The organism is Aeromonas sp. A04, assembly GCF_047780465.1.
In the GTDB taxonomy this organism is placed as follows: Bacteria; Pseudomonadota; Gammaproteobacteria; order Enterobacterales; family Aeromonadaceae; genus Aeromonas; species Aeromonas bestiarum.
Map to the genome: position 1 here is coordinate 35,022 of NZ_JBLNHP010000002.1, position 22,907 is coordinate 57,928.

Consider the following 22,907-nt stretch of genomic DNA (forward strand, 5'->3'; position numbering starts at 1 on the left):
TTGCGGAGCTGACTTCTATCGGAAGTCATTGTTCTGCCTTGGATCCTTACAGACCCAACTTCTTGTGCAGATAGTGGATATTGGTCCCACCGTGCTGGAAGTTTTCGTCCTTCATGATCTCTTTTTGCAGGGAGACGTTGGTCTTGATCCCTTCCACCACCAGCTCGTCCAGCGCCTGGCGCATGCGGGCGATGGCGACGTCACGGTTCTCGCCGTAGCAGATCAGCTTGCCGATCATGGAGTCGTAGTAAGGCGGCACCTTGTAACCGGCGTAGATGTGGGAATCCCAACGTACGCCCAGACCACCCGGCGCGTGGAAGCGCTGGATCAGGCCCGGAGACGGCATGAAGGTGGCCGGGTCTTCGGCGTTGATCCGGCATTCGATGGCATGGCCACGGATGCGGATGTCCTGCTGGGTGATCGACAGGGGCTGACCGGCGGCGATGCGCAGCTGCTCCTTGATCAGATCCACGCTGGTGACCATCTCGGTGACCGGATGCTCAACCTGGATACGGGTGTTCATCTCGATGAAATAGAACTCGCCGTTTTCGTACAGGAACTCGAAGGTCCCCGCACCGCGGTAGCCGATCTCGATACAGGCGCGCACGCAGCGCTCGCCGATGAACTTGCGCATCTCTTCGGTGATGCCGGGTGCCGGTGCCTCTTCGACCACTTTCTGGTGGCGACGCTGCATGGAGCAGTCACGCTCGCCCAGATAGAGGGCGTTGCCCTGGCCGTCTGCCAATATCTGAATTTCGATATGGCGCGGGTTTTCCAGGTACTTCTCCATGTAGACCATGTCGTTCTTGAAGAACTGGCCTGCTTCGGATTTGGTCAGCGCGATGGCGGCAGCCAGCTCGGCTTCACTGCGCACCACGCGCATGCCGCGACCACCACCGCCACCGGCGGCCTTGATGATCACCGGATAACCGATGCGCTTGGCGATGGCGGCGTTGTGCTTGGCATCGCTGTCGACGGGGCCGTCGGAGCCTGGTACGCAAGGTACGCCAGCCTTCTTCATCGCCTCGATGGCGGAGACCTTGTCACCCATCAGGCGAATGGTCTCGGCACGCGGGCCGATGAAGATGAAGCCGGATTTCTCGACCACTTCGGCGAAATCGGCGTTCTCGGAGAGGAAGCCGTAACCCGGGTGGATGGCAACGGCACCCGTCACCTCGGCGGCGGCTATGATGGCCGGCACATTGAGGTAGGATTCACCGCTGGCAGGCTTGCCGATGCAGATGGTTTCGTCGGCCAGGAGCACATGTTTGAGCTCCCGATCGGCGGTGGAGTGAACGGCCACTGTCTTGATCCCGAGCTCTTTGCAAGCGCGCAGGATCCGCAGGGCAATTTCACCGCGGTTGGCGATGACTACTTTGTCCAACATGGGTGGCAATTTCCCTTATTCGATGATGAACAGCGGCTCGTCAAATTCGACGGCCTGACCATTTTCAACCAGGATCGCTTTGATCACGCCGGCCTTGTCAGACTCGATTTGGTTCATCATTTTCATGGCTTCGACGATGCACAGGGTATCGCCGACATTGACGTGCTGACCCACTTCCGCGAACGGTTTGGCTTCCGGGCTGGAGGAGCGATAGAAGGAACCCACCATGGGGGAGCGCATCAGATGGCCACTCGGCGCGGCCGCCTCTGCGGTCGGTGCTGCGGCGCTAGCTGCCGGTGCGGCGGCAGGGGCCATGGCTGGCTGCATCATCATCTGCGGCATGGCGGTGGTCACCTGACCGGAGAAGTTGCGGCTGATGCGAACGGACTCTTCACCCTCGGAGATCTCCAGTTCGGCGATGCCGGACTCTTCAACCAGTTCAATCAGCTTCTTGATTTTGCGGATATCCATTAGCATTCTCTTTCTTCTTTATCTGATCAGTGATTATCAAGCCGCGCGCAACTGATGCACGGCCGCGGTTAAAGCGAATTGGTAGCCATCGGCACCCAGCCCGCAGATCACCCCCCTGGCGACATCAGACAGATAGGAGTGATGACGGAAGGGTTCCCTGGCATGGACGTTTGACAGGTGAACCTCGATAAAGGGGATGGCCACACCCAGCAGCGCATCGCGAATGGCGACGCTGGTGTGGGTGAAGGCGGCCGGATTGATGATGATAAAATCCACCTGGCCCATGGCCTGGTGAATGCGGCTGACCAACTCATGTTCGGCGTTGGATTGCAGGTGTTCCAGTGTGGCGCCGAGTTCGCTGGCGTTGTGCATCAGATCGGCAACGATCTCGTCGAGCGTCTTGCTGCCGTAGATGCCCGGTTCCCGTTTGCCCAGCAGGTTCAGGTTAGGCCCGTTGAGCAGGAGAATTCGGTGATGTTGCGACATATTGAGTACATCCTCGATGATAATGCTGCTATCTATCAGCTATCTTGTGGACTACCAGAAATCTAGCCATTTTCTGCGCAATTCGGTGTGCACTGGTACACAGATTTCGCAATTATATTGATTTCGTGAAAATTAGCAGCATTTTACTGGTCTAATCTCTACATCTGTCTATTTTTTGAGCTTATTGGTTCGCTGTTCAATTGCTCAGTAGCAGAGACGACAAAGCCGGCACAGGGCCGGCTTTGGAGGTGGATAAGGGGCGGGATCAAGCCGCTTCCGACTTCTCGCGAATGAGCTTGTCGACTACGCCCGGATCCGCCAGGGTGGAGATATCCCCCAGACTGTCGGTCTCGCCGGTGGCGATCTTGCGCAATATACGGCGCATGATCTTGCCGGAACGGGTCTTGGGCAGCCCCTCGGCCCAGTGGATCACATCCGGGGTGGCGATGGCGCCAATCTCCTTGCGCACCCACTCCTTCACCTCTTTATGCAGCTCGCGGCTTGGCTCTTCCCCGGCGATCAGGGTGACATAGGCGTAGATGCCCTGACCCTTGATCTCGTGGGGCACCCCTACCACGGCCGCTTCGGCAACCTTGGGATGGGAGACCAGCGCAGATTCAATTTCGGCTGTGCCCATGCGGTGGCCCGAGACGTTCAGTACATCATCCACCCGCCCGGTGATCCAGTAGTAACCATCCTCGTCGCGACGAGCGCCGTCGCCGGTGAAGTAGCGGCCCGGGAAGGTGGAGAAGTAGGTCTGCTCGAAGCGTTCGTGATCGCCGAACACTGTGCGCATCTGGCCCGGCCAGGAGTCGGTGATCACCAGGTTGCCCTCGGTGGCCCCCTCCAGCGGTTCGCCCATGTTGTCCACCAGCGCCGGCTGCACGCCGAAGAAGGGACGGGTGGCCGAGCCTGGCTTGAGATCGGTGACGCCGGGCAGCGGGCTGATGAGGATGCCGCCGGTTTCGGTCTGCCACCAGGTATCGACTATGGGGCAGCGCTCCTCGCCTATGGTGCGGTAGTACCACTCCCAGGCTTCCGGGTTGATGGGCTCACCCACGGAACCCATGATGCGCAGGCTCGAACGCGAGGTACCCTCGACCGCATCACGGCCCTTGGCCATCAGGGCGCGGATCGCCGTCGGTGCCGTATAGAGGATGCTGACCTGGTGCTTGTCCACCACCTGGCTCATGCGGTTGGTGGCCGGGTAGTTGGGCACCCCTTCGAACATGATGGTGGTGGCGCCGTTGGCGAGAGGCCCGTAGACCAGATAGGAGTGACCCGTGACCCAGCCCACGTCGGCGGTACACCAGTAGATGTCCTCCTCGTGGTAGTCGAAAATGTACTTGAAGGTGAGGGTGGCATAGACCAGATAGCCGCCCGTGGTGTGCAGCACGCCCTTGGGCTTGCCGGTGGAACCCGAGGTGTAGAGGACGAACAGGGGATCTTCGGCACCCATGGCCTCGGGCGGGCAGTCGGCGCTGACGGTCGTGATGGCTTCGTGCCACCAGATGTCCCTGTGGCCGTGCCAGGCGACCTTGCCGCCGGTACGCTTGAGCACTATCACCTTGCTGACCTGGGTCTCCGGGTTGGTGAGCGCTTCATCCACGTTCTTCTTGAGCGGGACAGGGCGGCCGCCGCGCAGCCCCTCGTCGGCCGTGATGACGATGGAGGAGCCGGAGTCTATGATGCGACCGGCCAGGGCCTCCGGCGAGAAGCCGCCGAAGACTATGCTGTGCACGGCGCCGATGCGGGTACAGGCCAGCATGGCGATGGCCGCTTCCGGCACCATGGGCATGTAGAGGCAGACCACGTCACCCCGATGCACACCTTGTGCTTTCAATACGTTGGCAAACTTGCACACCTCGGCGTGCAGCTCGCGGTAGGTCAGCTTGCGATCCTCGGCCGGGTTGTCCCCTTCCCAGATGATGGCGACCTTGTCACCGCGCTGTGCCAGATGGCGATCCAGGCAGTTGGCCGAGACGTTGAGCAGGCCATCTTCATACCACTTGATGGAGACGTGGCCCGGGTCGTAGGAGGTGTTCTTGACCTTGGTATAGGGCTTGATCCAGTCGAGGATTTTTCCCTGCTCGCCCCAGAAGGCATCCGGATCCTGCACCGAGGCCTGGTACATGGCCTCATAGCCTGCCTTGTTCAACAGGGCGCCCTTGCTGATGTGGGCCTTGACCGGGTAGACCTTGCTCTCGCTCATCTGTCACTCCTTTGAATACATTCTCGTAATGATTAGATAACAACTTATACCTTTGGCGAGGGAGGGCAATTAGACTTTTGGATAGATGGAAACATCCGCTTACAGCGCCATGAGTGACAATTCATCGGTGATTGAGTAAAAACATCGGTTTTATCGATGGAGATAGCCATGCTGTCCTTGTTCCTTTGCACCTCTCTCTGGCAGTTCGATGCCCCCCCGCTTGCCGATGACGCCGCACTGGCGGCTCCCCAGCCCAAAGAGTTTGCCGTGACCCGCGAACAGACGGGCTCGCCGGCGGTGCGGGAGCGTGTCGCCGAGCAGATGGGGAGTGCATTTCTGGCCCGCAAACCGCCGGTGTCCGTCACCCTCGAAGAGAAAAAGTCGCCCTATCCACAGAATTCTCTGCTGGCAGACTCGCCCCAGGGGCAGAGTGAGGGATGGGGTGCCCGATTGACGTTCAGCGAGTGAGTTGTTTATCTGTCATCGAGCATTTGTTGCCACACCCGTTTCAGCACCAGACTCCCTTCTGGGGAGCCAGCTGCGCCGCCAGATGGGGTTCGGTCAAGGGGTGGCTGAACAGATAGCCCTGTCCCTCCTGGCAGTGCAAGGATTGCAGAAACTGGCGCTGAGCCTGGGTTTCTATCCCCTCGGCGGTGACTGCCATGTTCAGGCTGTCGGCCAGGTTGATGATGGTGCGGCACAGCTCCCGGCTGTGCTTGTCATCCGGCAGGGCCTGCACGAAGGTGCGGTCTATCTTGATGCGATCGATGGGCAGGCTTTTCAGCAGGCTCAGGGATGAGAAGCCGGTTCCGAAGTCGTCGATGGCGATCTGCACTCCCAGCGCCTTCAGGCGGGTGAACAGCAAAAGGCTCTGATCGACCCGCTGTATGATGCTTTCAGTGACCTCTATCTCCAGCCGCTCAGGCGGGAAACCTGTCTCCGCCAGAATGGCGGCGACCCGCTCCACATAGCCAAGGGATCGCATCTCCCGCACCGAGACATTGACCGAGAGCCGTGGCACCGACAGCCCGGCCGCCAGCCACGTCTGCCCTTGCTGACAGGCGGTGCGCATCACCCACTCCCCAATCTGCTCTATCAGACCGCACTCCTCGGCCACCGGGATGAAGCGGGCGGGGGCTATCATGCCCTCGTCGGGATGCTGCCAGCGCAGCAGGGCCTCCAGCCCGCTCAGGCGGTTGCTGGTCAGATCCGTCATGGGCTGGTACAGGATGCAGAGCTGATGCTGCTCTATGGCCTTGATCAGTCCCTGCTCCATGCTCATGCGCTCACGGATCTGCTCGGCCATGCCGGGGGTGTAGAACAGATAGCCGTTGCGGCCCTGACTCTTGGCCTCGTACATGGCGTTGTCGGCGGCGCTGACCAGGGCATCTGGGTTCTGGGCGTGTTCCGGGTAGAGGGCTATGCCTATGCTGGCGGAGACGGCGACCTGCTCGTGCGCCAGCTCGACCGGCTCGCGCAGGCGGGCCAGCAGCTGTTCGGCGAGCCGCTCCAGCTCTTCTGGCTGCTCGAAATAGGGGATCAACACCAGGAATTCATCCCCACCGAGCCGGGTGGCCACATCGTTGTGACGCAGGCAGAGGCGGATGCGTTCGGCCAGCAGCTTGAGCAGCTGATCCCCCGCCCTGTGGCCCAGGTTGTCATTGATCAGCTTGAAGCCGTCCAGGTCGATGAACAGCAGGGCGAGCCGCTGCCGGTTGAGCTGGGCTGTCTTGAGCTCCAGTTCGAGCCGCTCCTGCAGCAGGTTGCGGTTGCCGAGCTCGGTCAGGGGATCGTGATAGGCGAGGTGATTGAGCTGTGCCTCGGCCTTGCGGATGGCGCTGATGTCGGAGAAGGCGATCACGTAGTGGGTGGTGTTGTGGCGACTGTCGTAGACGGCGCTGACATGCTGCCAGGAGGTGAAGTAGCCGCCATCCTTGCGCAGGCACATCATCTCCCCGTGCCAGGCATGGCTGCCGGGCAGCAGGGTATGCCAGGGGTAGTCGATGTCGGTATGGCGGCGCGGATGCATGATGGATTCCGGCGACTTGCCCACAATCTCGTCCGCTTCATATTGGGTCATGTTGCAGAAGGCCGGATTGACCGAGATGATCTGGCGCTGGCCATCCATGATGATGATGCCCTCGGCCGTGGTTTCGAATACCACATTGGCCTGGCGCAGCCGGTCCTCCTGGATGCAGCGATCGGTCGCGTCGTGGAGCACCCCCATGATGCGACGCCCCAGACTGTCGGTGGCCGCCACGTGATCGGCGTGGAGATCGACCCAGCCCCGCACCTGATCGGGCCCCAGATAGCTCAGGGTCAGGTGAAGGGGGGCCGTGCCCTTGAGTGCCGATCTGAGTTGCTCCCCCGATACCGGGTCGAAGCGCTTGATGAACTGATCCATTCCCCCCTGAAATTGATTGGCTTGCGTGCCGAGCAGGCGCTCGACCTGACCATCAAATTGCAGCCGATCCTCTGCCACGTGCCACTCCCAGACCCCGACCTGGCCGGCGCTCATGGCCAGTTGCAGCCGTTGCTGCGCCTCGACCTGTTCGGTCACATCCCGCACTATGGTCAGGATGCCGTCAGGCGTGCCCTGCTCATCCCGCATGGGGCTGTAAATGGCCTGCCAGTGCCGTTGCTGGCCCTGATGCGCCGCCGTCTGGCCGCTCAGGCTCAGCTCCACCTGGGGGACGCCGCTGCTGATGATCTGCTGGAACAGGGGTTCCAGCACAGGTGCCAGCGTCGGCACTATCTCACGCAGGTATTTGCCGTAGTGATCCTCCCGGGAGAGGCCGTTGATATCGGCGAGGGTCTGATTGACGCTGCGGCAGCGAAATTGGCGGTCGAACACGCCTATGCCAAACGGCGCCAGCTCGAACAGTTGCTGCAGCTCGTTTGGATTCAGCTGACCCGGTATCGGCGGATCAGGCATGGATTCGGATGTCTCTTCACGCATGACGGCTCCTGAATTGACTTTATTGTCATTTAAGGTGTTGTCAGTATGGCATGAAGCGCTTTGGAGGGAAGAGAGGGGGCTGCATTTGCCCCCTATCTGGTGCCTGACCCGTTCAGGGGTTGGCTTGTCAAAGGTGCCGTGGTGGGGGCGCTACCAGCTGAAGCGATAGCTCAGGGTCAGGTACACCACAGGCTGCCAGTCGTGCTCCTTGATCAGCCACTGCTTGGCCCCGAGCTCGGTGCCAAGCCGCCATTGCTGCCAGGCCCAGCTGCGCTCCAGCGTGAGCCCCCAGTCCCGCCAACCCGCATCGGCATCATAGGCTGCCATGTGCGCCTGACTGCCCCGGGTCAGCCAGAGGTTGAGGGAGAGGGCTGCCGGCAGCGGCAGGCTGTGCTCCATATACCAGATCTGGCCATAGCGGCCGGTGATATCATAGAGCTGGCCCAGGGTCAGCTGATGATCCTCGTCCAGCTGCCAGCCGAGGCGCCAGAGCGCGCTGAAGCGAGTACGATCGACCACCTGCATGGGAGCGACGCCGACCGCAAAGAAGCTCTTTTTATATAGCGGCAAGGCCAGCCCGGCGCTCTGGCCATCGGCGAAGAGCAGGCCGACCTGGGTTTCCCGCTCGTAGGCGAGCCAGAACTGCATGCTGGCATCGGCGCTGACCCCCGCCTGATTGCTGCCAAGCTGCCACTGGCCGCCCACTTGCCACTGGTTGTCCGGCTCCTTGGCTGACAGGGGCAAGGCCAGGGCAAGGGTCAGCAGCAGCCAGCGATGACTACTTGCCATAGAGCCGCACCCAGTCTCTGTCCTGATGCATGCCCATCAGATGGCAGATGATGCCGGAGCGCTGGAAGGCGTAGATGAGCAGCACGCTGGTGGCGCTGAGTGCCATGATGAGGCCGAAGCTGTTGGGCAATATGGTGCCCTGGCGCGCAGTCCACCACAGCAGCAAGGGGCCCCACAGGTGCACGAAGATGCTCTTGTGGAAGATGAAGACGGTCAGCGAATACATGCCAATCCAGTTGAGCGGGCGCCAGCACAGGCGGATGTTGCGCTGATGCAGCCAGAGCACGACCCCGATCACCAGAAACTCCATGCCCCAGATCCCGGCGCGGCCCGTCATGTCCATCGCCAGCTCATGCTCGTTGGCGTAGATGTCGTTGAGTTCGACCGAACTGCTCTCGCCAAACACCAGGTAAACGGCGAGGGCTATGAGGGAGAGGGTGAGCACCAGGCCGTTGAGGCGATCCCGCCATTGGGGACGCTGATGCCAGCACCAGCCATACAGAAAGCCGAAGCAGCCGCTGGCCATGAAGAGATCGAGGCGGGCATCCAGCTCATAGTCGGGGTGCACGTGCAGCTTCATCCAGCCGTCGATGTGGCCGAGCAGGGTCTGCACGCCGAGTTGATCCAGCAGCAGGCTGAGCAGGGTCAGCAGCAGCATGCCGCGAATGCCGAACCAGGCGTAGACCAGGGAGAAGAGCGCCAGCAGGCACATCCACAGCATGACCGGATAGAAGGAGATGGCCTCGCCGAAGTTGGGGGCTATGACCAGTCCCTCGACATAGAGCACCAGAATGATGCTGGCAAACAACACCAGCTTGCCGCCCAGCTGCGGTCTGAAGCTGGCCTGATCGCGACGGCTCAGGTTGAAGGCCGCCAGGGCCAGGTAGATCTGGCTCACCCAGGGAATGAGCCAGGCCGAGACCTGGGCCGTGGTGTGATCCATGGGCAGCAGATGGCCGGCCATGGCCTTGTGCGACAGATAGAAGCTGTCCCACAGGGCCTGTTCCCGGGTGAAGAAATCGATGTACCAGTAGTTGAGGTAGCCGGTGTAGTGTTCGAAGACGGCCATGAAGATGACGAGCCCTCGCAACAGGTCGAGACCCGTGATGCGTGCGTCCTGTGGAGGCATGGGGTTGCTCCTGTATCGGTGGGAAAAGGAGCGGCACTATAACGGTTGCAACAAAACTGAATGGGAGCTGAATGTAAGCGGATGTTACCGGCTGTGGTTGCGTCAGCCCCGCGATAACGGGGGATCTGCGGATCCGGCTGTCATGATTTGTAATACTTTTGGCGCTTTTTCAGCCCTTCTGGCGGCCGAATGCCTGAATGCCGCGCGCCAGTACCAGCAGGCCGAGCACCTGAAAGGGCAGGGAGAGGGCAAGTAACAAGAGCCAGTGGGCCTCGCTGCCGCTGGCATTGATAAAACCTATCCAGGCGACCAGCAGGGTGAGCATGCCGGCTATCTGAAAGCGGCGGCGCAGTACCACCTCCACCCCCAGGTTGGCGAGGTAGAGGGTCAGCAATATGCCGCCAAAGCCGGTGAGCTGTGCCGTACCATACAAGTCTCTGTCCGGATGGAACAGCAGGCTGAAGAGCGGCGTCAGACCCTGATCCTGCGGGATCAGGGTCAGCAGCCAGCAGGCGATCAGCAACAGGGCGGTTTTCATCGACTCAGTCGGCGGAGCGGGCCGGTTTGACCAGGCTGAGGTAGTTGGCATCCATGGTGAGGAATACCCCCAGCAGGCGGGCGCTGGCGCCATAGAAGCCGAATGGATCGGCGGCGCGGCAGGCGGCCTCGAAATGGGGGAACCAGACCAGCAGATGAGTGTGCAGCAACTCTTCCTGCTCGCCGAGCCAGAGTTCACGTTGATCGGCACTGGTGGCCTCGGCGGCGCGTATGATGAGATTGCCCATCAGATCCAGCTCGACCCCCAGATGATCGACCGGCTGCGGGTACTTGGCGCTGACGTCGATGGCGAGCCGTGCCAGCCGTTGCTGCATGCGCACCAGGGATGCGGCCGTCAGATGGGCGGATTCATAAGGCTGAACGGCCGGGTCGGCCAGAAACAGTGCCTTGAAATCGGCCGCCAGGGCTAGGGCCCGATCCGGGCGCACCAGCAGGCGGGTGATGGCCTCGTTGAGCTCGGCGACGGCCGGGCGCATGGGATCCAGCGTGGAGAGGCTCTTCAGGAAGCTTCGCACATCGTAGCTGTCGTATTCGGCGATCTGTTCATCGCTGAGCTCGGCGCTAAACAGGGTGGCAAACCACCAGTACAGTTCGGCCCGACGTTCGCTAGTGGCCAGAAATTCCTGCATTTTTCCTCCGTGGATGGCAAGCGGGAAACAGAGTGAGCCCGATTCTAACGGCTTTGGCAGAAAAGTTAACCCATAGGTGACAATTCACCGAACAGGCCAGCAAAAACGCCGCCGGAGGCGACGTTTTCAGGGTATGTCGGCGACGACGTCAGGGCGTGGGGCGGGTCTCGAACTGCGGCAGTGCATCACAGATCTCGTGCCAGGGCGCCTTGGATCCAACGAAGATGTGGAAGCCGGGTCGCTGGGTCGGCGCCTCGTTGAGGATGCCGAGGCGCAGGTTCAGCTTGCCGCTGCTGCGCTTCTCGCTGAACAGGCTGGAGCCGCAGTGGCGACAGAAGGCGAGGCTGGTCTCGGGGGATTTCTGAAAGCGGCTGATGGCCTCTTCACCACGGGTGACAGTGACCTTGTCACCGTCCAGCCCGCCGACCGGGGCGTAATCGGCACCGGAGAACTTGCGGCACTCGGAGCAGTGGCAGTTGCCCAGGTAGTCGAACCGGTCGGGCAGGCTCAGGGCCACGGCGCCACACAGGCAGCTGGCGGTCAATTGTTTCATCTTGCGGTTCCTTGGCTGATGATTCAGCGCTCTTCGCGGTAGAGCGCCTGCTTGCAACGGGTGCAGATATGCTGGCGCCGGAAGTCGGTCTGATGCAGCAGGCCGACGTCCAGTTGCTCATGATGGCCGCAATGAATGCAGAAGATGATATCGCCATCGACGGCCTCCGGATGGGCGGCCAGATACTGCTCCCGGGTGGGCAAGGCCTCCCACTGGTGGGTAAAGGGGCTCTTGCGACTGCCGGTATAGTAGACCCAATAGAAAACAGCGAATACCGATATGATCAGAAAAAGCATCAGGTTATCCATCATGGCGTACTCCCGTATAGAGCCGGTGCAGAGAAGGAAGAGAGAGGCGGAAGTGGGTCGGGAACATGGCGTTGCAATGGGGCGGCCGGCGGCGGCTGGGCGGCTCAGTCAGGCGGTCGTCGCCACCAACCCAGGGTCGGCAGGTGTGCTGGCGGAGGGTGAGCGCCAGGGGAAGGTGCAGATCCAGATCCATCGGGAGCAGGGTGAGGGCCTTGCTCGGCATTGTTAGCCTCCATCTTGGCTGGGCAACCACTGTGCCACGCAAAGATGTTATCTGTTAGTAAACGCTATATCCATGATCCGGCTCTGGTTTTTGCTGTTTGTTGGCTGTGCTTGCGGCGGCTTGCTGCGCTGTGGAGGAGTGAACAGCAGGGAAGGAGGCATGGGAAAGAGGGCCTTGACCGGCACCCTCTCGGGAGACAGCTCACCTGGCGCTGGCTTGGATATTTGCGACACATTTTACATTTTTTAAACATTTTTTTGGGTGGTTGGACTGTCTCTTTGATCTCGCTCACGTTACAATGCCGCTGCCCACTTCACCTAACGCGCAAACGATTTTCAGGAGAGAAACGGATGTTGAAACGTGACATGACCATCGCAGGCTATGATCCCCAGCTGTGGCAGGCCATCACAGACGAGACCCGTCGTCAGGAAGAGCATATCGAGCTGATCGCGTCTGAGAACTACACCAGCCCCCGCGTCATGGAAGCCCAGGGCTCCCAGTTGACCAACAAGTACGCCGAAGGCTATCCGGCCAAGCGCTACTACGGTGGTTGCGAGTACGTCGACGTGGTCGAAACCCTGGCCATCGAGCGCGCCAAGGAACTGTTTGGTGCCACCTATGCCAACGTGCAGCCGCACTCCGGCTCCCAGGCCAACAGCGCCGTCTACATGGCCCTGCTGCAGCCGGGCGATACCGTGCTGGGCATGAACCTGGCCCACGGTGGTCACCTGACCCACGGCTCCCCGGTCAACTTCTCCGGCAAGCTGTACAACATCATTCCTTACGGTATCGATGAGTCCGGCAAGATCGACTATGACGAGATGGAACGTCTGGCGGTCGAGCACAAGCCGAAGATGATGATAGGTGGCTTCTCCGCCTACTCAGGCGTGGTTGACTGGGCGCGCATGCGCGAAATCGCCGACAAGATCGGTGCCTGGCTGTTCGTCGACATGGCGCACGTGGCCGGTCTGATTGCCGCTGGCGTCTACCCGAACCCGGTGCCCCACGCCCACGTGGTTACCTCCACCACCCACAAGACCCTGGCCGGTCCCCGTGGTGGCCTGATCCTCTCCGCCGCCGACGACGAAGAGCTCTACAAGAAGCTGAACTCCGCCGTCTTCCCGGGCGGCCAGGGCGGCCCGCTGATGCACGTCATCGCCGGTAAAGCCGTGGCGTTCAAGGAAGCGCTTGAGCCCGAGTTCAAGACCTATCAGGCTCAGGTCGTCAAGAACGCCAAGGCCATGGCGGCCACCTTCATCGAGCGCGGTTACAAGATCGTCTCCGGCGGTACCGACAACCATCTGATGCTGGTTGACCTGATCGGCCGCGAGCTGACCGGTAAAGAAGCCGATGCCGCCCTTGGCAAGGCCAACATCACGGTCAACAAGAACTCGGTGCCGAACGACCCGCGCTCTCCCTTCGTCACCTCGGGTGTGCGGATCGGTACCCCGGCCATCACCCGCCGTGGTTTCAAGGAAGCCGAGTCCATCCAGCTGACCAACTGGATCTGCGACGTGCTGGACAACCATGACAACGATGCCGTGCTGGCCACAGTGCGCGAGCAGGTACTGGATATCTGCCGTCGTTTCCCGGTTTATGCCTGATACGCCAGAGACTCTGGTATAAAAACAATGCCACCCCAGGGTGGCATTGTTGTTTCTGCTCCGGCCTTGCCATAGGGCTGTACTCATTCGACCGACAGAGGAGGCACCATGCCAAATCAGACCGCGCTCAGTGATGAGGAACTCATCTCTGCCATCCGCGCCCAGTATCACTTTCGCGATAGCCCCGAGGGCCTGCTGGCATGGGATGTGCGCCGTCTGGTGCGGCTGAGCCGCGGGCTGCCGGTGCAAGCTGTGCCGCTCTCGCAGATCGCGGAGCTCGATAGTGAGCACTGGTACGGGCATGGGAACATCCGGCCCACGGTGCGCAGCATAGTCGAGCACTGTCAGCTGATGCTGGCCGTCGACCTCGTCTATCCCATCATTCTGGACAGTGCGGGCAGGGTCATGGATGGCATGCACAGGGTGAGCAAGGCGCTGATGCAGGGCCATACCCATATCGATGCGGTGCAGTTCGAGCAAGACCCGGCGCCCGACCATGTGGACTGCGACCCCGACGCCTTGCCCTATGACGATTGAGCCTCTGGTCGATTGAGTGGCGCCATACGGGCATTTTTACGCCGTTTTTAGCAGGAGAAAGCGTGATGAAGCGAGTGCTGGAGATCCGGAGCTATCGGCTCAAGGCCGGGAGCCGTGCGGCTTTTCATCGGCTGGTTACCGAGCAGAGCCTGCCCTTGCACCTTGCCTGGGGGATGGATGTGGTGAGCCATGGCCCCTCCTTGCATGATCCGGACGCCTATTTTCTGATGCGGGCCTACGATGACCTTGAGCATCTGAACCGCTCCCAGGCGGCATTCTATGGGACCAAGGCCTGGCAAACAGGCCCGAGAGAGGCCATCGTTGCGCTGATCGAGGGGGATGCAAATACTGTGATTTGGTTGCCAGGCGAGGCTATAGAGGCGCTGCGCACTGGCTGAGACGGCCAAGGTGCAGCTGCGGTGACATATTGTTTTTCTGGGCTTTTACCGGCTTTGGATGGCCGTGCTACACTGGCCGACCAAGATCCTGACCCCGCGGGGCAGGTGCCTTTTCAGTTAACGCCGGAGGTCAGATGCATTGCCCTTTCTGTAGTGCCGTTGATACCAAGGTGATCGATTCCCGTCTGGTGGCAGAAGGCCATCAGGTGCGCCGCCGTCGTGAGTGTCTGCTCTGTCACGAGCGCTTCACTACCTTCGAGATGGCCGAGTTGGTGATGCCCCGCGTCATCAAGTCCAACGGCTCCCGTGAACCCTTCAACGAAGACAAGCTGCGTGCCGGCATACTGCGGGCACTGGAGAAGCGGCCGGTGAGCATGGAGGCCATCGAGAAGGGGGTCAATCACATCAAGTCCCGCCTGCGGGCCACAGGTGAGCGCGAAGTCGCCTCCCAGCTGGTGGGCAACCTGGTGATGGATGAGCTCAAGGGCCTGGACAAGGTCGCCTATATCCGCTTCGCCTCCGTCTATCGCAGCTTCGAAGACATTCGTGAATTTGGCGAAGAGATCGCCAAGCTGGAGAAGTAACGCTGTCGGGTGGGCAAGCTGATATCCGCTTCGTTTCCACCTATCGCGGCGTCGAAGAGATTCGCCTTGTTTATGGCAAGAAGCGGCGAAGAGATTACGAAGTTGGAGAAACAAGCTTTCCCAACGTCCGATCTCGCTGCGCTAATCGAACCTGCAACGCCCATTTTCTCGCTTTGAACGGGAGCTCAGATGTTTAGTCAAGATGATTACCAATGGATGAGTCGGGCCCTCGAACTGGCCCGCCGCGGCCGCTATACCACGGCGCCCAACCCTTGCGTCGGTGCCGTGCTGGTGAAAGCCGGCGTTGTGGTCGGTGAGGGCTGGCACAAGCGTGCCGGCGAGCCCCATGCCGAGGTCTATGCCCTGCATGCCGCCGGTGAACAGGCCCGTGGCGCCACCGCCTATGTGACCCTGGAACCCTGTTCCCACTATGGCCGTACCCCGCCCTGCGCCGAGGCGCTGATCAAGGCCGGGGTGACCCGGGTGGTGGCCGCCATGGTCGATCCCAATCCCGAGGTGGGTGGACGCGGGCTGCGCATGTTGTCTGAGGCCGGCATCAAGACCGACTTCGGCCTGCTCAGCGCCGAGGCCGAGGCACTCAATCCGGGCTTCTTCAAGCGGATGCGCACCGCTTTCCCGCAGGTGACGGTCAAGCTCGGCGCCAGCCTGGATGGCCGCACCGCCATGGCAAGCGGTGAGAGCCAGTGGATAACGGGGCCCCTGGCCCGTGCCGATGTGCAGCGACTGCGGGCCCGTCACGACGCCGTGCTCTCCAGCGCCGAAACCGTGCTGGCCGATGGCGCCTCCCTGACCGTGCGCTGGGACGAGCTGCCCCCCTCGGTCAAGGCCAGTTACCCCAAAGAGACCCTGCGCCAGCCGCTGCGGGTCATAGTCGACTCGCAAAACCGGCTCACCCCGGACCTGCCCCTGTTCCAGAGCACAGGCCCTGTCTTGCTGGCCCGCCACAAGGCTGCCGGCGACTGGCCCGCCTGGGTGCAGCAACTGGAGCTGCCGTTGCTGGATGGCAAGCTGGATCTGGTCAGCCTCTTCATGCTGCTGGCCAAGCAGCACATCAACTCGGTGCTGGTGGAGGCGGGGCCGCGGCTGTGTGGCGCCCTGTTGAACAAGGGGCTGGTGGATGAGCTGGTGCTCTACCAGGCACCCAGACTGATGGGGGATGAGGGGCGTGGCCTGTTCCATCTGCCCGAACTCACCCGGCTGTTCCAGGCACCCAAGCTCAACATCAAGGATGTGCGGCTGGTGGGGCAGGACATTCGCATCACGGCCAAAATAGCCTGATTTTTCAATGTTTATCTGGGGCCTGTCCGGCCCCGTCATCAGCAAGGTGATCTGCATGTTTACCGGAATTATCGAAGCTGTGGGCACCCTGGCCGAGCTGCGTCGCCAGGGTGAAGACATGGTTCTCACCGTCCAGGCCCCGACTCTGGATTTCAGTGACGTCAAACTGGGTGACTCCATCGCCACCAACGGTGTCTGCCTGACTGTGATTAGCCTTGGCGACCAGCGCTACAGCGCCGATGTGTCGCTGGAGACCCTGTCGTGCACCGGCTTTGCCACGGCCAAGGTGGGCGATCCCGTCAATCTGGAGAAGGCGCTGATGCCCAGCTCCCGCTTGGGCGGCCATCTGGTCTCCGGTCATGTGGACGGAGTGGGGGAGGTGAAGAGCAAGTCCAGCAGCGGCCGCGCCATCGAATACTGGATCAAGGCGCCAGGGTCGCTCTCCCGCTACATAGCCGAGAAGGGCTCGATCGCGGTGGACGGCATCAGCCTGACGGTCAACGCCGTGCAGGGGGACTTGTTCCGGCTCACCATAGTGCCCCACACGGCGCAGGAGACCACCATAGCGCGCTGGAAACCGGGCCATAGCGTGAATCTCGAGGTGGATCAGATAGCCCGCTATCTGGAGCGACTGATGCAAGGCAAGGCCCATGACAGCTCGTCATCGACCCTGACGCTGGAAAAGCTGGCCCAGTCCGGCTTCCTGTAACGGCCGATGCCGCGGGAAAAACGCTTTTCTGTGATCCCGCTCCGATTGAAATGGGGCCTTGTGCCCCCATCTAGAGCAGAATAATCCCGTATCAAGCCGAGCCGGCAGGCTCAATCCCCCAAGCATGTTGATGGAGTAACCCATGGCGCTGAGCACAACCCAGGAAATCATTGCCGATATCAAGGCTGGCAAGATGGTGATCCTGATGGATGACGAAGACAGGGAGAACGAAGGGGACCTCATCATGGCCGCCTCCTGTGTCCGCCCGGAGGATATCAACTTCATGGCCCGCTATGGCCGTGGTCTCATCTGCCTGACCCTGACCCGGGATCGCTGCAAGCAGCTGGCGCTGCCGCTGATGGTTGATCGCAACAATGCCCAGTTCTCCACCGCCTTCACCGTCACCATAGAAGCGGCCGAAGGGGTGACCACTGGCATCTCGGCTGCCGATCGCGCCGTCACGGTACAGGCTGCGGTGGCGCCCAATGCCAAGGCCGCCGATCTGGTGCAGCCGGGCCACATATTCCCGCTGATGGCGCAGGATGGCGGCGTGCTGACCCGTGCCGGTCACACCGAAGCGGGCTGCGATCTGGCCCGGCTGGCGGGCTACGAGGCGGCCTCCGTCATCGTCGAGATCCTCAACGAGGATGGCACCATGGCGCGCCGGCCTGACTTGGAGATCTTCGCCGAGCAGCACGGCATCAAGCTTGGCACCATTGCCGACCTTATCGAATACCGCAACCAGCACGAAACCACGGTCGAGAAGGTGGCCGAGTGCAAGCTGCCTACCGAATACGGCGAGTTCGACCTCATCACCTTCCGCGACACCATAGACAACCAGGTGCACTTTGCCCTGAAGAAAGGCGAAGTACAGGCCGAGCAGCCGACCCTGGTGCGGGTCCATCTGCACGACGTGCTGAGCGATCTGCTGCTGACCGACCGTCACGCCGCCCGCAGCTGGCCGTTGCCCAAATCCATGGCCCGCATTGCCCAGGAAGGTGGCGTGCTGGTGATCCTGGGGGCCGAGGCCCACGGCGAGGAGCTGCTGGCCAGGGTCAAGGGCTTTGAAGCCGCCGACAAGGGGCTGCAACCGGAAGGGGCCAAGTGGCAGGGCACCTCGCGCCGGGTCGGCGTGGGCTCCCAGATCCTCAAGACGCTGGGGGTCGGCAAGATGCGGCTGTTGAGCTCACCGAAGAAATACCACGCCCTCGGCGGTTTCGGCCTGGAAGTGGTGGAATACGTGGGCGAATAAGCGCGTCGTCCGAATGACATTGAGATCATGGCCGCCCGTTGCGGCCATGGTTTTTGTCGTGGGTCTGTTGTGCTAGAATATGCGCACTTTTGACTCCGGCCCCTTTTGATTGCACAGATACAGGATTTCCAATGAAGGTTATCGAAGGAAATATCGCCGCTCCTGAGGCGCGCGTTGCTATTGTCGTTGCCCGTTTCAACAGCTTCATCAACGAAAGCCTGGTGGACGGTGCTGTGGACGTGCTGAAGCGTCAAGGCCAGATCCAGGACAGCAATCTGACCCTGGTGCGTGTGCCGGGCGCCGTCGAAATCCCCCTGGCTGCCAAAAAGCTGGCCAAGAGTGGTCAATACGACGCCATAGTCGCGCTGGGCACCGTCATCCGTGGTGGCACCTACCACTTCGAGCTGGTGGCGAGCGAGAACGGCAAGGGCCTGGCCCAGGTAATGATGGAATATGAAATTCCCGTTGCCTTCGGCGTACTGACCACAGAAAACATTGAACAAGCCATCGAGCGCGCCGGTACCAAGGCGGGTAACAAGGGTGCAGAGGCTGCACTGAGCGCGCTCGAAATGATCAACGTCCTGAAACAGCTGGACGTGTAACGAGGAGAAGTACATTGAAACCGTCCGAGCGCCGTAAAGCCCGCCATTGCGCCACCCAGGCCATCTACCAGTGGCAGATGACCAGGGCCAACGTGGGCGACATCGAAGAGCAGTTCAAGATAGATCAGGACACCAAGGGTGTGGACCTGAACTATTTCCGCGATCTGCTGTTCGGGGTAGCCCTCCACTGCAACGAGCTGGACAAGGTGTTTTCCCCTTTCCTCTCCCGTCCGCTGGAAGAAGTGGACATGGTGGACAAGGCGATCCTGCGTCTGGCGACCTATGAGCTGACCCGTCGTGATGATGTGCCGCCGCGCGTGGTGATCAACGAAGCGATCGAGTTGGCCAAGGCCTTTGCTGCCGATGACAGCCACAAGTTTGTCAACGGTGTACTGGACAAGGTGATCAAGACGCTGGCCAAGCGTTGATCCTGCTGTCCGTCAGCATTAAGAGAGGAGCCAGCCTAACCGCTGGCTTTTTACTGTATGGGTGAATTTGAGCTGATTGATAAGTACTTCAAGGTCCCCCACGCCCGCAAGGACGTGGTGATGGGCCCTGGAGATGACTGCGCCCTGTTGACCCTGCCGGCCGATACTCAGCTGGCGGTGAGCACGGATACCCTGGTGAGCGGCGTCCACTTCTTCCCCGACATGGATCCGGTGGATCTCGGCTACAAGGCGCTGGCGGTCAATTTGTCCGACCTTGCCGCCATGGGCGCCGAGCCGCGCTGGGTGTCGCTGGCACTGACGCTGCCCGCCATCAACGAACCCTGGGTCGCCGGCTTTGCCGAAGGCTTTCTCGAACTGGCCGAATACTACAACGTGGCGCTGGTGGGCGGGGACATGACCCGCGGCCCGCTCTCCATCACAGTCTCGGTGAAGGGATCCGTCCCCGCCGGTCGCGCCCTGATGCGCAGCGGTGCCAAGGCCGGCGACGGCATCTATGTCACCGGCACCCTGGGGGATGCCGCCCTGGCGCTCTCCCATCTGCTCGGCAAGCGCAGCCTCAACGAGAACCAGCTGGCCGCCGTGCTGCCACGGCTCGATCATCCCCATCCCCGCATTCTGGCAGGGCAGGCCCTGCGCGGGCTGGCGAGCAGTGCGCTGGATCTCTCCGACGGGCTTTCCTCGGATCTTGGCCACATCCTCAAGGCCTCCGGGGTGCGGGCGCAGATAGATCTCGGCCTGCTGCCCCTCTCGCCCGTGCTGCAGGATGCGGTACCCGAGCAGGATGCCTGGCAGCTGGCGCTGGCCGGTGGCGATGATTACGAACTCTGTTTCACCGTGCCGGAGGAGTATCGCGGCGCGCTGGATACGGCGCTGGCCAACTGTGGCGTCAAGTTCACCCGCATCGGCCGCATTGTAGCGGGCGAGGTGGGCATCGACTACCTGAGAGGCGAGCAAATGGTTGAACTGCAACTGAAAGGGTGGGATCACTTCGCATGAGCTTGTTCAGGATAAAGCCCGAACTGACACGACTGAACCTGAAGCACCCGCTGCACTTGCTGGCGGTGGGGTTTGGCTCCGGTCTCTCCCCCAGGGCGCCGGGCACCATGGGGACGCTGGTCGCCATTCCGCTCTATCTGCTGGTGAGCGGTTTGCCGACGCCCTGGTTCATCGCCCTGCTGGCGGTGGGGTTTGTGGCGGGCATTCGCATCTGCCAGAGTGCCACCGATGCCATCGGCATGCCGGATCACGGTGCCATCGTCTGGGACGAGGTGATAGGTTTTGGCGTGACCATGATAGCGGCGCCAGCCGGTTGGCAGTGGGTGCTGGCCGGTTTCGTGCTGTTCCGGCTGTTTGATGTGTTCAAGCCCTGGCCCATCTCCTGGTTTGATCGCCGCATTCACGGCGGACTCGGCATCATGCTGGACGATCTCATCGCCGGCCTGTTCGCCCTGTTTTGTATGCAATTGCTGGCATACTGGCTGGGGTGAATCTCCCCGCAAGGGGGATCGCCAGCCTGGCATCCCCCTATATAGCTCTGTTTAGTTTTCATTCATCGGCATATGCTGCCGTTAAAAAATCATTTCACATAAATATTCACTACTCATTCGAAGCTTAATGCTATTGTGCCAATAGTGATTATTCCCGCCTGTTGCGTCTTTGTTGAAAGTAAAAGCACTAAAAAATCTTGATGGTGGTCATATAGTCTGGTTATGTGACGCAAGTCATCATTTATGACTGCTGCAATGGCCACTGGCTGAGCAAAGTATTGCGAAATTGTATAACCCGATCATTTACACTCGCGGTCAAACCGTCTAAGTTACTCGCGGGTTATTCCAAAAAAATGCAAAAAACCCGCCCGGATCGCTGGTTTCGCTGCCTCATGGATTGAGCGTTTATTACTCAGAAAAGCACTCAAGATCAGTACTCAAGGCACAACCGGCATCTGCGGCCGATTTACGGACGAATTATTTGGGACGGATGTCCCCCGCAGAGGTAAACATGTCCTTGCTCGAAGTGAAAAACTTGCGGATCGAGTACCCCTCCCGCTATGGGGTGCTGGCCGCGGTCAAAGATCTCTCTTTGTGTGTCGAAAAAGGGGAGATCGTCGGTGTGGTGGGCGAATCTGGCGCCGGTAAATCCACCATAGGCAATGCCGTCATCGATCTGCTGAGCCCGCCGGGCCGCATCGCCCGTGGTGACATCTATCTCAACGGCGAACTCATCTCCGGCAAGAGCCAGAACGAGATGCGGGCCATCCGTGGTTCCCGCATCGGTTTCATCTTCCAGGATCCCATGACCTCCCTCAATCCGCTGTTCACCGTAGAGCAGCAACTGGTGGAGACCATACTGGCCAATACCAAGCTCTCTCACGATGCCGCCTTTGCCAAGGCGCTCGAGCTGATGGGCGCGGTCGGGATCCCGCAGCCCGAGCTGCGCATCAAGCAGTATCCGCATCAGTTCTCCGGCGGCATGCGCCAGCGGGTGGTCATCGCCATCGCGTTGTCGTGCGATCCCGAGCTCATCATCGCCGATGAGCCGACCACGGCCCTCGACGTCTCCATTCAGGATCAGATCCTCCAGCTCATCCGCAACCTCTGCAAAGAGCGCCAGGTGGGCTGCATGCTGGTGACCCACGACATGGGCGTTGTCTCCAACGTCACCGACAAGGTGGCGGTCATGTATCGCGGCGATCTGGTGGAGTTCGGTACCACCGAACAGGTGCTGGGTCGCCCCACTCACCCTTATACCCGCAGTCTCATCTCGGCTGTGCCCCGCTCGGACGTCAAGCTGGTGCGCTTCCCGCTGGTCTCCTATATCGAGGATGCCAGTGCGCCGGATACCAATATCGATCTCAAGACCCACTGGCTCGGCCAGAGTCAGGACGAGCGCACCTACGAGGGGGCCCTGCTGCGGGTGGAGAACGTGGATCTGAGGTTCGTCACCAAGGACTCCATCTTCCCGAGCCGCCGCCAGTATGTGCGTGCCTGCAACAACATCAGCTTCGAGATCTTCGAGGGTGAAACCTTCGGTCTGGTGGGGGAGTCGGGTTCCGGCAAATCCACCATAGCCCGTGCCATCACAGGCCTATATCCGCCCGATACCGGCAAGATCTTCTTCGAGGGGATCGATCTGACGGCTCTGAAAGGGGAGCACGAGCGCCGTCCGCTGCGCCGCCAGATGCAGATGGTGTTCCAGAACCCTTACTCCTCGATGAACCCGCGCATGAAGGTGCGTGACATCATCGCCGAACCCATCCGCTTCCATAAGCTGGCGGGCAGCGAAAGCCAGATCGAGGGAATCGTCAACGATCTGCTCGATCACGTCGGGCTCGGCCGTGGGGCCGGGGTCAAGTATCCCCACGAGTTCTCCGGTGGTCAGCGTCAGCGCATCTCCATCGCCCGCGCCCTGGCGACCCGGCCGCGCTTCCTCATCTGCGACGAGCCCACCTCGGCGCTGGATGTGTCGGTACAGGCCCAGATCCTCAACCTGCTCAAGGATCTGCAGCAGGAACTCGGGCTGACCATGCTGTTCATCAGTCACGATCTGCCGGTGATCCGCCAGATGTGCGATCGCATCGGCGTGATGCAGCACGGTCATCTGGTGGAAGTGGCCGAGACCGAAAAACTGTTTACCAATGCCGAGCATGAGTACAGCCGCAAGCTGATCTCGCTGATGCCGGAGTTCAAGGGAATGTCCCGCGAGGGGCTGGAAATCGCAAGCTAGGAAAGAGCCGGCTCGCCGGTCTGCTTGTCACAAAAAGTGTCAATAA

25 protein-coding genes are annotated in these 22,907 nt (G+C 60.9%); 13 read left to right on the plus strand and 12 right to left on the minus strand.

The window, feature by feature from the left end:
• Positions 1–46: 46 nt before the first annotated feature.
• The 4 genes from accC to acs all read right to left on the minus strand — a co-directional run bounded on the left by accC (position 47) and on the right by acs (position 4,556).
• Entirely contained in the window at positions 47–1,387 is a 1,341-nt protein-coding gene (gene accC / locus ACM3N8_RS07910; protein WP_042866664.1) for an acetyl-CoA carboxylase biotin carboxylase subunit, read from the minus strand.
• 15 nt (positions 1,388–1,402) lie between these two features.
• The gene (accB, locus tag ACM3N8_RS07915) at positions 1,403–1,858 is read right to left on the minus strand and encodes an acetyl-CoA carboxylase biotin carboxyl carrier protein (protein ID WP_043140125.1); all 456 of its coding nucleotides are present in this window, start codon (positions 1,856–1,858) and stop codon (positions 1,403–1,405) included.
• Positions 1,859–1,894: 36 nt separating this feature from the next.
• Positions 1,895–2,344, minus strand: coding sequence for a type II 3-dehydroquinate dehydratase (gene aroQ, locus ACM3N8_RS07920; protein ID WP_043140128.1), 450 nt, complete (start codon positions 2,342–2,344; stop codon positions 1,895–1,897).
• A gap of 265 nt (positions 2,345–2,609) precedes the next feature.
• On the minus strand, positions 2,610–4,556 hold the full coding sequence (gene acs, locus ACM3N8_RS07925) for an acetate--CoA ligase (RefSeq protein ID WP_378081352.1): 1,947 nt from the start codon (positions 4,554–4,556) through the stop codon (positions 2,610–2,612).
• Between the two features lie 168 nt (positions 4,557–4,724).
• On the opposite strand from acs, the gene ACM3N8_RS07930 reads away from it, so the two are divergent.
• On the plus strand, positions 4,725–5,024 hold the full coding sequence (locus ACM3N8_RS07930; RefSeq protein WP_241325241.1) for a hypothetical protein: 300 nt from the start codon (positions 4,725–4,727) through the stop codon (positions 5,022–5,024).
• Between the two features lie 40 nt (positions 5,025–5,064).
• Here ACM3N8_RS07930 and ACM3N8_RS07935 read toward each other — a convergent pair whose 3' ends face one another.
• From ACM3N8_RS07935 to ACM3N8_RS07970, 8 genes are all read right to left on the minus strand, one after another.
• Positions 5,065–7,515: an EAL domain-containing protein gene (locus ACM3N8_RS07935; protein ID WP_043555019.1), complete on the minus strand. Its 2,451-nt coding sequence runs from the start codon at positions 7,513–7,515 to the stop codon at positions 5,065–5,067.
• A gap of 150 nt (positions 7,516–7,665) precedes the next feature.
• Entirely contained in the window at positions 7,666–8,304 is a 639-nt protein-coding gene (locus ACM3N8_RS07940) for a hypothetical protein (protein ID WP_290017898.1), read from the minus strand.
• A complete protein-coding gene (locus ACM3N8_RS07945) occupies positions 8,294–9,433 on the minus strand; it encodes a hypothetical protein (RefSeq protein WP_043555023.1) in 1,140 nt (379 codons plus the stop codon). Before ACM3N8_RS07945 ends, ACM3N8_RS07940 begins: the two co-directional genes overlap by 11 nt.
• 169 nt (positions 9,434–9,602) lie before the next feature.
• On the minus strand, positions 9,603–9,971 hold the full coding sequence (locus ACM3N8_RS07950) for a hypothetical protein (RefSeq protein ID WP_043140136.1): 369 nt from the start codon (positions 9,969–9,971) through the stop codon (positions 9,603–9,605).
• 4 nt (positions 9,972–9,975) lie between these two features.
• On the minus strand, positions 9,976–10,620 hold the full coding sequence (gene torD / locus ACM3N8_RS07955; protein ID WP_290017895.1) for a molecular chaperone TorD: 645 nt from the start codon (positions 10,618–10,620) through the stop codon (positions 9,976–9,978).
• A gap of 148 nt (positions 10,621–10,768) precedes the next feature.
• Positions 10,769–11,173 carry a GFA family protein gene (locus ACM3N8_RS07960; RefSeq protein WP_043140138.1) on the minus strand — a complete coding sequence of 135 codons (405 nt, stop codon included), beginning with the start codon at positions 11,171–11,173 and terminating at the stop codon, positions 10,769–10,771.
• 23 nt (positions 11,174–11,196) lie between these two features.
• Positions 11,197–11,484, minus strand: a complete 288-nt coding sequence (locus ACM3N8_RS07965) for a hypothetical protein (RefSeq protein WP_043140140.1) — start codon at positions 11,482–11,484, stop codon at positions 11,197–11,199.
• Positions 11,474–11,704: a hypothetical protein gene (locus ACM3N8_RS07970; protein ID WP_290017891.1), complete on the minus strand. Its 231-nt coding sequence runs from the start codon at positions 11,702–11,704 to the stop codon at positions 11,474–11,476. Before ACM3N8_RS07970 ends, ACM3N8_RS07965 begins: the two co-directional genes overlap by 11 nt.
• Positions 11,705–12,054: 350 nt before the next feature.
• Between ACM3N8_RS07970 and glyA the strand changes: the two genes are divergently transcribed.
• From glyA to ACM3N8_RS08030, 12 genes are all read left to right on the plus strand, one after another.
• Positions 12,055–13,308 carry a serine hydroxymethyltransferase gene (gene glyA, locus ACM3N8_RS07975; protein ID WP_043555030.1) on the plus strand — a complete coding sequence of 418 codons (1,254 nt, stop codon included), beginning with the start codon at positions 12,055–12,057 and terminating at the stop codon, positions 13,306–13,308.
• A 108-nt stretch (positions 13,309–13,416) separates the two neighbouring features.
• A complete protein-coding gene (locus tag ACM3N8_RS07980; protein WP_416015929.1) occupies positions 13,417–13,845 on the plus strand; it encodes a hypothetical protein in 429 nt (142 codons plus the stop codon).
• A gap of 65 nt (positions 13,846–13,910) precedes the next feature.
• Positions 13,911–14,243, plus strand: coding sequence for an NIPSNAP family protein (locus ACM3N8_RS07985; RefSeq protein ID WP_378081360.1), 333 nt, complete (start codon positions 13,911–13,913; stop codon positions 14,241–14,243).
• Positions 14,244–14,377: 134 nt separating this feature from the next.
• Positions 14,378–14,827, plus strand: a complete 450-nt coding sequence (gene nrdR, locus ACM3N8_RS07990) for a transcriptional regulator NrdR (RefSeq protein WP_042866644.1) — start codon at positions 14,378–14,380, stop codon at positions 14,825–14,827.
• A 189-nt stretch (positions 14,828–15,016) separates the two neighbouring features.
• Entirely contained in the window at positions 15,017–16,126 is a 1,110-nt protein-coding gene (ribD, locus tag ACM3N8_RS07995) for a bifunctional diaminohydroxyphosphoribosylaminopyrimidine deaminase/5-amino-6-(5-phosphoribosylamino)uracil reductase RibD (RefSeq protein ID WP_043140151.1), read from the plus strand.
• A gap of 55 nt (positions 16,127–16,181) precedes the next feature.
• Entirely contained in the window at positions 16,182–16,835 is a 654-nt protein-coding gene (locus ACM3N8_RS08000; RefSeq protein ID WP_416015931.1) for a riboflavin synthase, read from the plus strand.
• Positions 16,836–16,977: 142 nt separating this feature from the next.
• A complete protein-coding gene (ribBA, locus tag ACM3N8_RS08005; RefSeq protein WP_043140152.1) occupies positions 16,978–18,087 on the plus strand; it encodes a bifunctional 3,4-dihydroxy-2-butanone-4-phosphate synthase/GTP cyclohydrolase II in 1,110 nt (369 codons plus the stop codon).
• Between the two features lie 131 nt (positions 18,088–18,218).
• Positions 18,219–18,689 carry a 6,7-dimethyl-8-ribityllumazine synthase gene (gene ribE / locus ACM3N8_RS08010; RefSeq protein WP_042866640.1) on the plus strand — a complete coding sequence of 157 codons (471 nt, stop codon included), beginning with the start codon at positions 18,219–18,221 and terminating at the stop codon, positions 18,687–18,689.
• A gap of 14 nt (positions 18,690–18,703) precedes the next feature.
• Positions 18,704–19,117: a transcription antitermination factor NusB gene (gene nusB / locus ACM3N8_RS08015; RefSeq protein ID WP_042035824.1), complete on the plus strand. Its 414-nt coding sequence runs from the start codon at positions 18,704–18,706 to the stop codon at positions 19,115–19,117.
• Positions 19,118–19,174: 57 nt separating this feature from the next.
• On the plus strand, positions 19,175–20,134 hold the full coding sequence (gene thiL / locus ACM3N8_RS08020; RefSeq protein ID WP_416015934.1) for a thiamine-phosphate kinase: 960 nt from the start codon (positions 19,175–19,177) through the stop codon (positions 20,132–20,134).
• Positions 20,131–20,625, plus strand: coding sequence for a phosphatidylglycerophosphatase A (locus ACM3N8_RS08025; RefSeq protein WP_043555036.1), 495 nt, complete (start codon positions 20,131–20,133; stop codon positions 20,623–20,625). Before thiL ends, ACM3N8_RS08025 begins: the two co-directional genes overlap by 4 nt.
• A gap of 511 nt (positions 20,626–21,136) precedes the next feature.
• Positions 21,137–22,861 (plus strand): dipeptide ABC transporter ATP-binding protein, encoded by a 1,725-nt coding sequence (locus ACM3N8_RS08030; RefSeq protein WP_416015936.1) that lies wholly within the window; start codon positions 21,137–21,139, stop codon positions 22,859–22,861.
• Positions 22,862–22,907: the final 46 nt, after the last annotated feature.

What these genes read in the sequence shown, in the direction of transcription:
- accC (WP_042866664.1), bottom strand. Translation starts at nt 1,387, where the DNA reads ATGTTGGACAAAGTAGTCATCGCCAACCGCGGTGAAATTGCCCTGCGG.
- accB (WP_043140125.1), bottom strand. Translation starts at nt 1,858, where the DNA reads ATGGATATCCGCAAAATCAAGAAGCTGATTGAACTGGTTGAAGAGTCC.
- aroQ (WP_043140128.1), bottom strand. Translation starts at nt 2,344, where the DNA reads ATGTCGCAACATCACCGAATTCTCCTGCTCAACGGGCCTAACCTGAAC.
- acs (WP_378081352.1), bottom strand. Translation starts at nt 4,556, where the DNA reads ATGAGCGAGAGCAAGGTCTACCCGGTCAAGGCCCACATCAGCAAGGGC.
- ACM3N8_RS07930 (WP_241325241.1), top strand. Translation starts at nt 4,725, where the DNA reads ATGCTGTCCTTGTTCCTTTGCACCTCTCTCTGGCAGTTCGATGCCCCC.
- ACM3N8_RS07935 (WP_043555019.1), bottom strand. Translation starts at nt 7,515, where the DNA reads ATGCGTGAAGAGACATCCGAATCCATGCCTGATCCGCCGATACCGGGT.
- ACM3N8_RS07940 (WP_290017898.1), bottom strand. Translation starts at nt 8,304, where the DNA reads ATGGCAAGTAGTCATCGCTGGCTGCTGCTGACCCTTGCCCTGGCCTTG.
- ACM3N8_RS07945 (WP_043555023.1), bottom strand. Translation starts at nt 9,433, where the DNA reads ATGCCTCCACAGGACGCACGCATCACGGGTCTCGACCTGTTGCGAGGG.
- ACM3N8_RS07950 (WP_043140136.1), bottom strand. Translation starts at nt 9,971, where the DNA reads ATGAAAACCGCCCTGTTGCTGATCGCCTGCTGGCTGCTGACCCTGATC.
- torD (WP_290017895.1), bottom strand. Translation starts at nt 10,620, where the DNA reads ATGCAGGAATTTCTGGCCACTAGCGAACGTCGGGCCGAACTGTACTGG.
- ACM3N8_RS07960 (WP_043140138.1), bottom strand. Translation starts at nt 11,173, where the DNA reads ATGAAACAATTGACCGCCAGCTGCCTGTGTGGCGCCGTGGCCCTGAGC.
- ACM3N8_RS07965 (WP_043140140.1), bottom strand. Translation starts at nt 11,484, where the DNA reads ATGATGGATAACCTGATGCTTTTTCTGATCATATCGGTATTCGCTGTT.
- ACM3N8_RS07970 (WP_290017891.1), bottom strand. Translation starts at nt 11,704, where the DNA reads ATGCCGAGCAAGGCCCTCACCCTGCTCCCGATGGATCTGGATCTGCAC.
- glyA (WP_043555030.1), top strand. Translation starts at nt 12,055, where the DNA reads ATGTTGAAACGTGACATGACCATCGCAGGCTATGATCCCCAGCTGTGG.
- ACM3N8_RS07980 (WP_416015929.1), top strand. Translation starts at nt 13,417, where the DNA reads ATGCCAAATCAGACCGCGCTCAGTGATGAGGAACTCATCTCTGCCATC.
- ACM3N8_RS07985 (WP_378081360.1), top strand. Translation starts at nt 13,911, where the DNA reads ATGAAGCGAGTGCTGGAGATCCGGAGCTATCGGCTCAAGGCCGGGAGC.
- nrdR (WP_042866644.1), top strand. Translation starts at nt 14,378, where the DNA reads ATGCATTGCCCTTTCTGTAGTGCCGTTGATACCAAGGTGATCGATTCC.
- ribD (WP_043140151.1), top strand. Translation starts at nt 15,017, where the DNA reads ATGTTTAGTCAAGATGATTACCAATGGATGAGTCGGGCCCTCGAACTG.
- ACM3N8_RS08000 (WP_416015931.1), top strand. Translation starts at nt 16,182, where the DNA reads ATGTTTACCGGAATTATCGAAGCTGTGGGCACCCTGGCCGAGCTGCGT.
- ribBA (WP_043140152.1), top strand. Translation starts at nt 16,978, where the DNA reads ATGGCGCTGAGCACAACCCAGGAAATCATTGCCGATATCAAGGCTGGC.
- ribE (WP_042866640.1), top strand. Translation starts at nt 18,219, where the DNA reads ATGAAGGTTATCGAAGGAAATATCGCCGCTCCTGAGGCGCGCGTTGCT.
- thiL (WP_416015934.1), top strand. Translation starts at nt 19,175, where the DNA reads ATGGGTGAATTTGAGCTGATTGATAAGTACTTCAAGGTCCCCCACGCC.
- ACM3N8_RS08025 (WP_043555036.1), top strand. Translation starts at nt 20,131, where the DNA reads ATGAGCTTGTTCAGGATAAAGCCCGAACTGACACGACTGAACCTGAAG.
- ACM3N8_RS08030 (WP_416015936.1), top strand. Translation starts at nt 21,137, where the DNA reads ATGTCCTTGCTCGAAGTGAAAAACTTGCGGATCGAGTACCCCTCCCGC.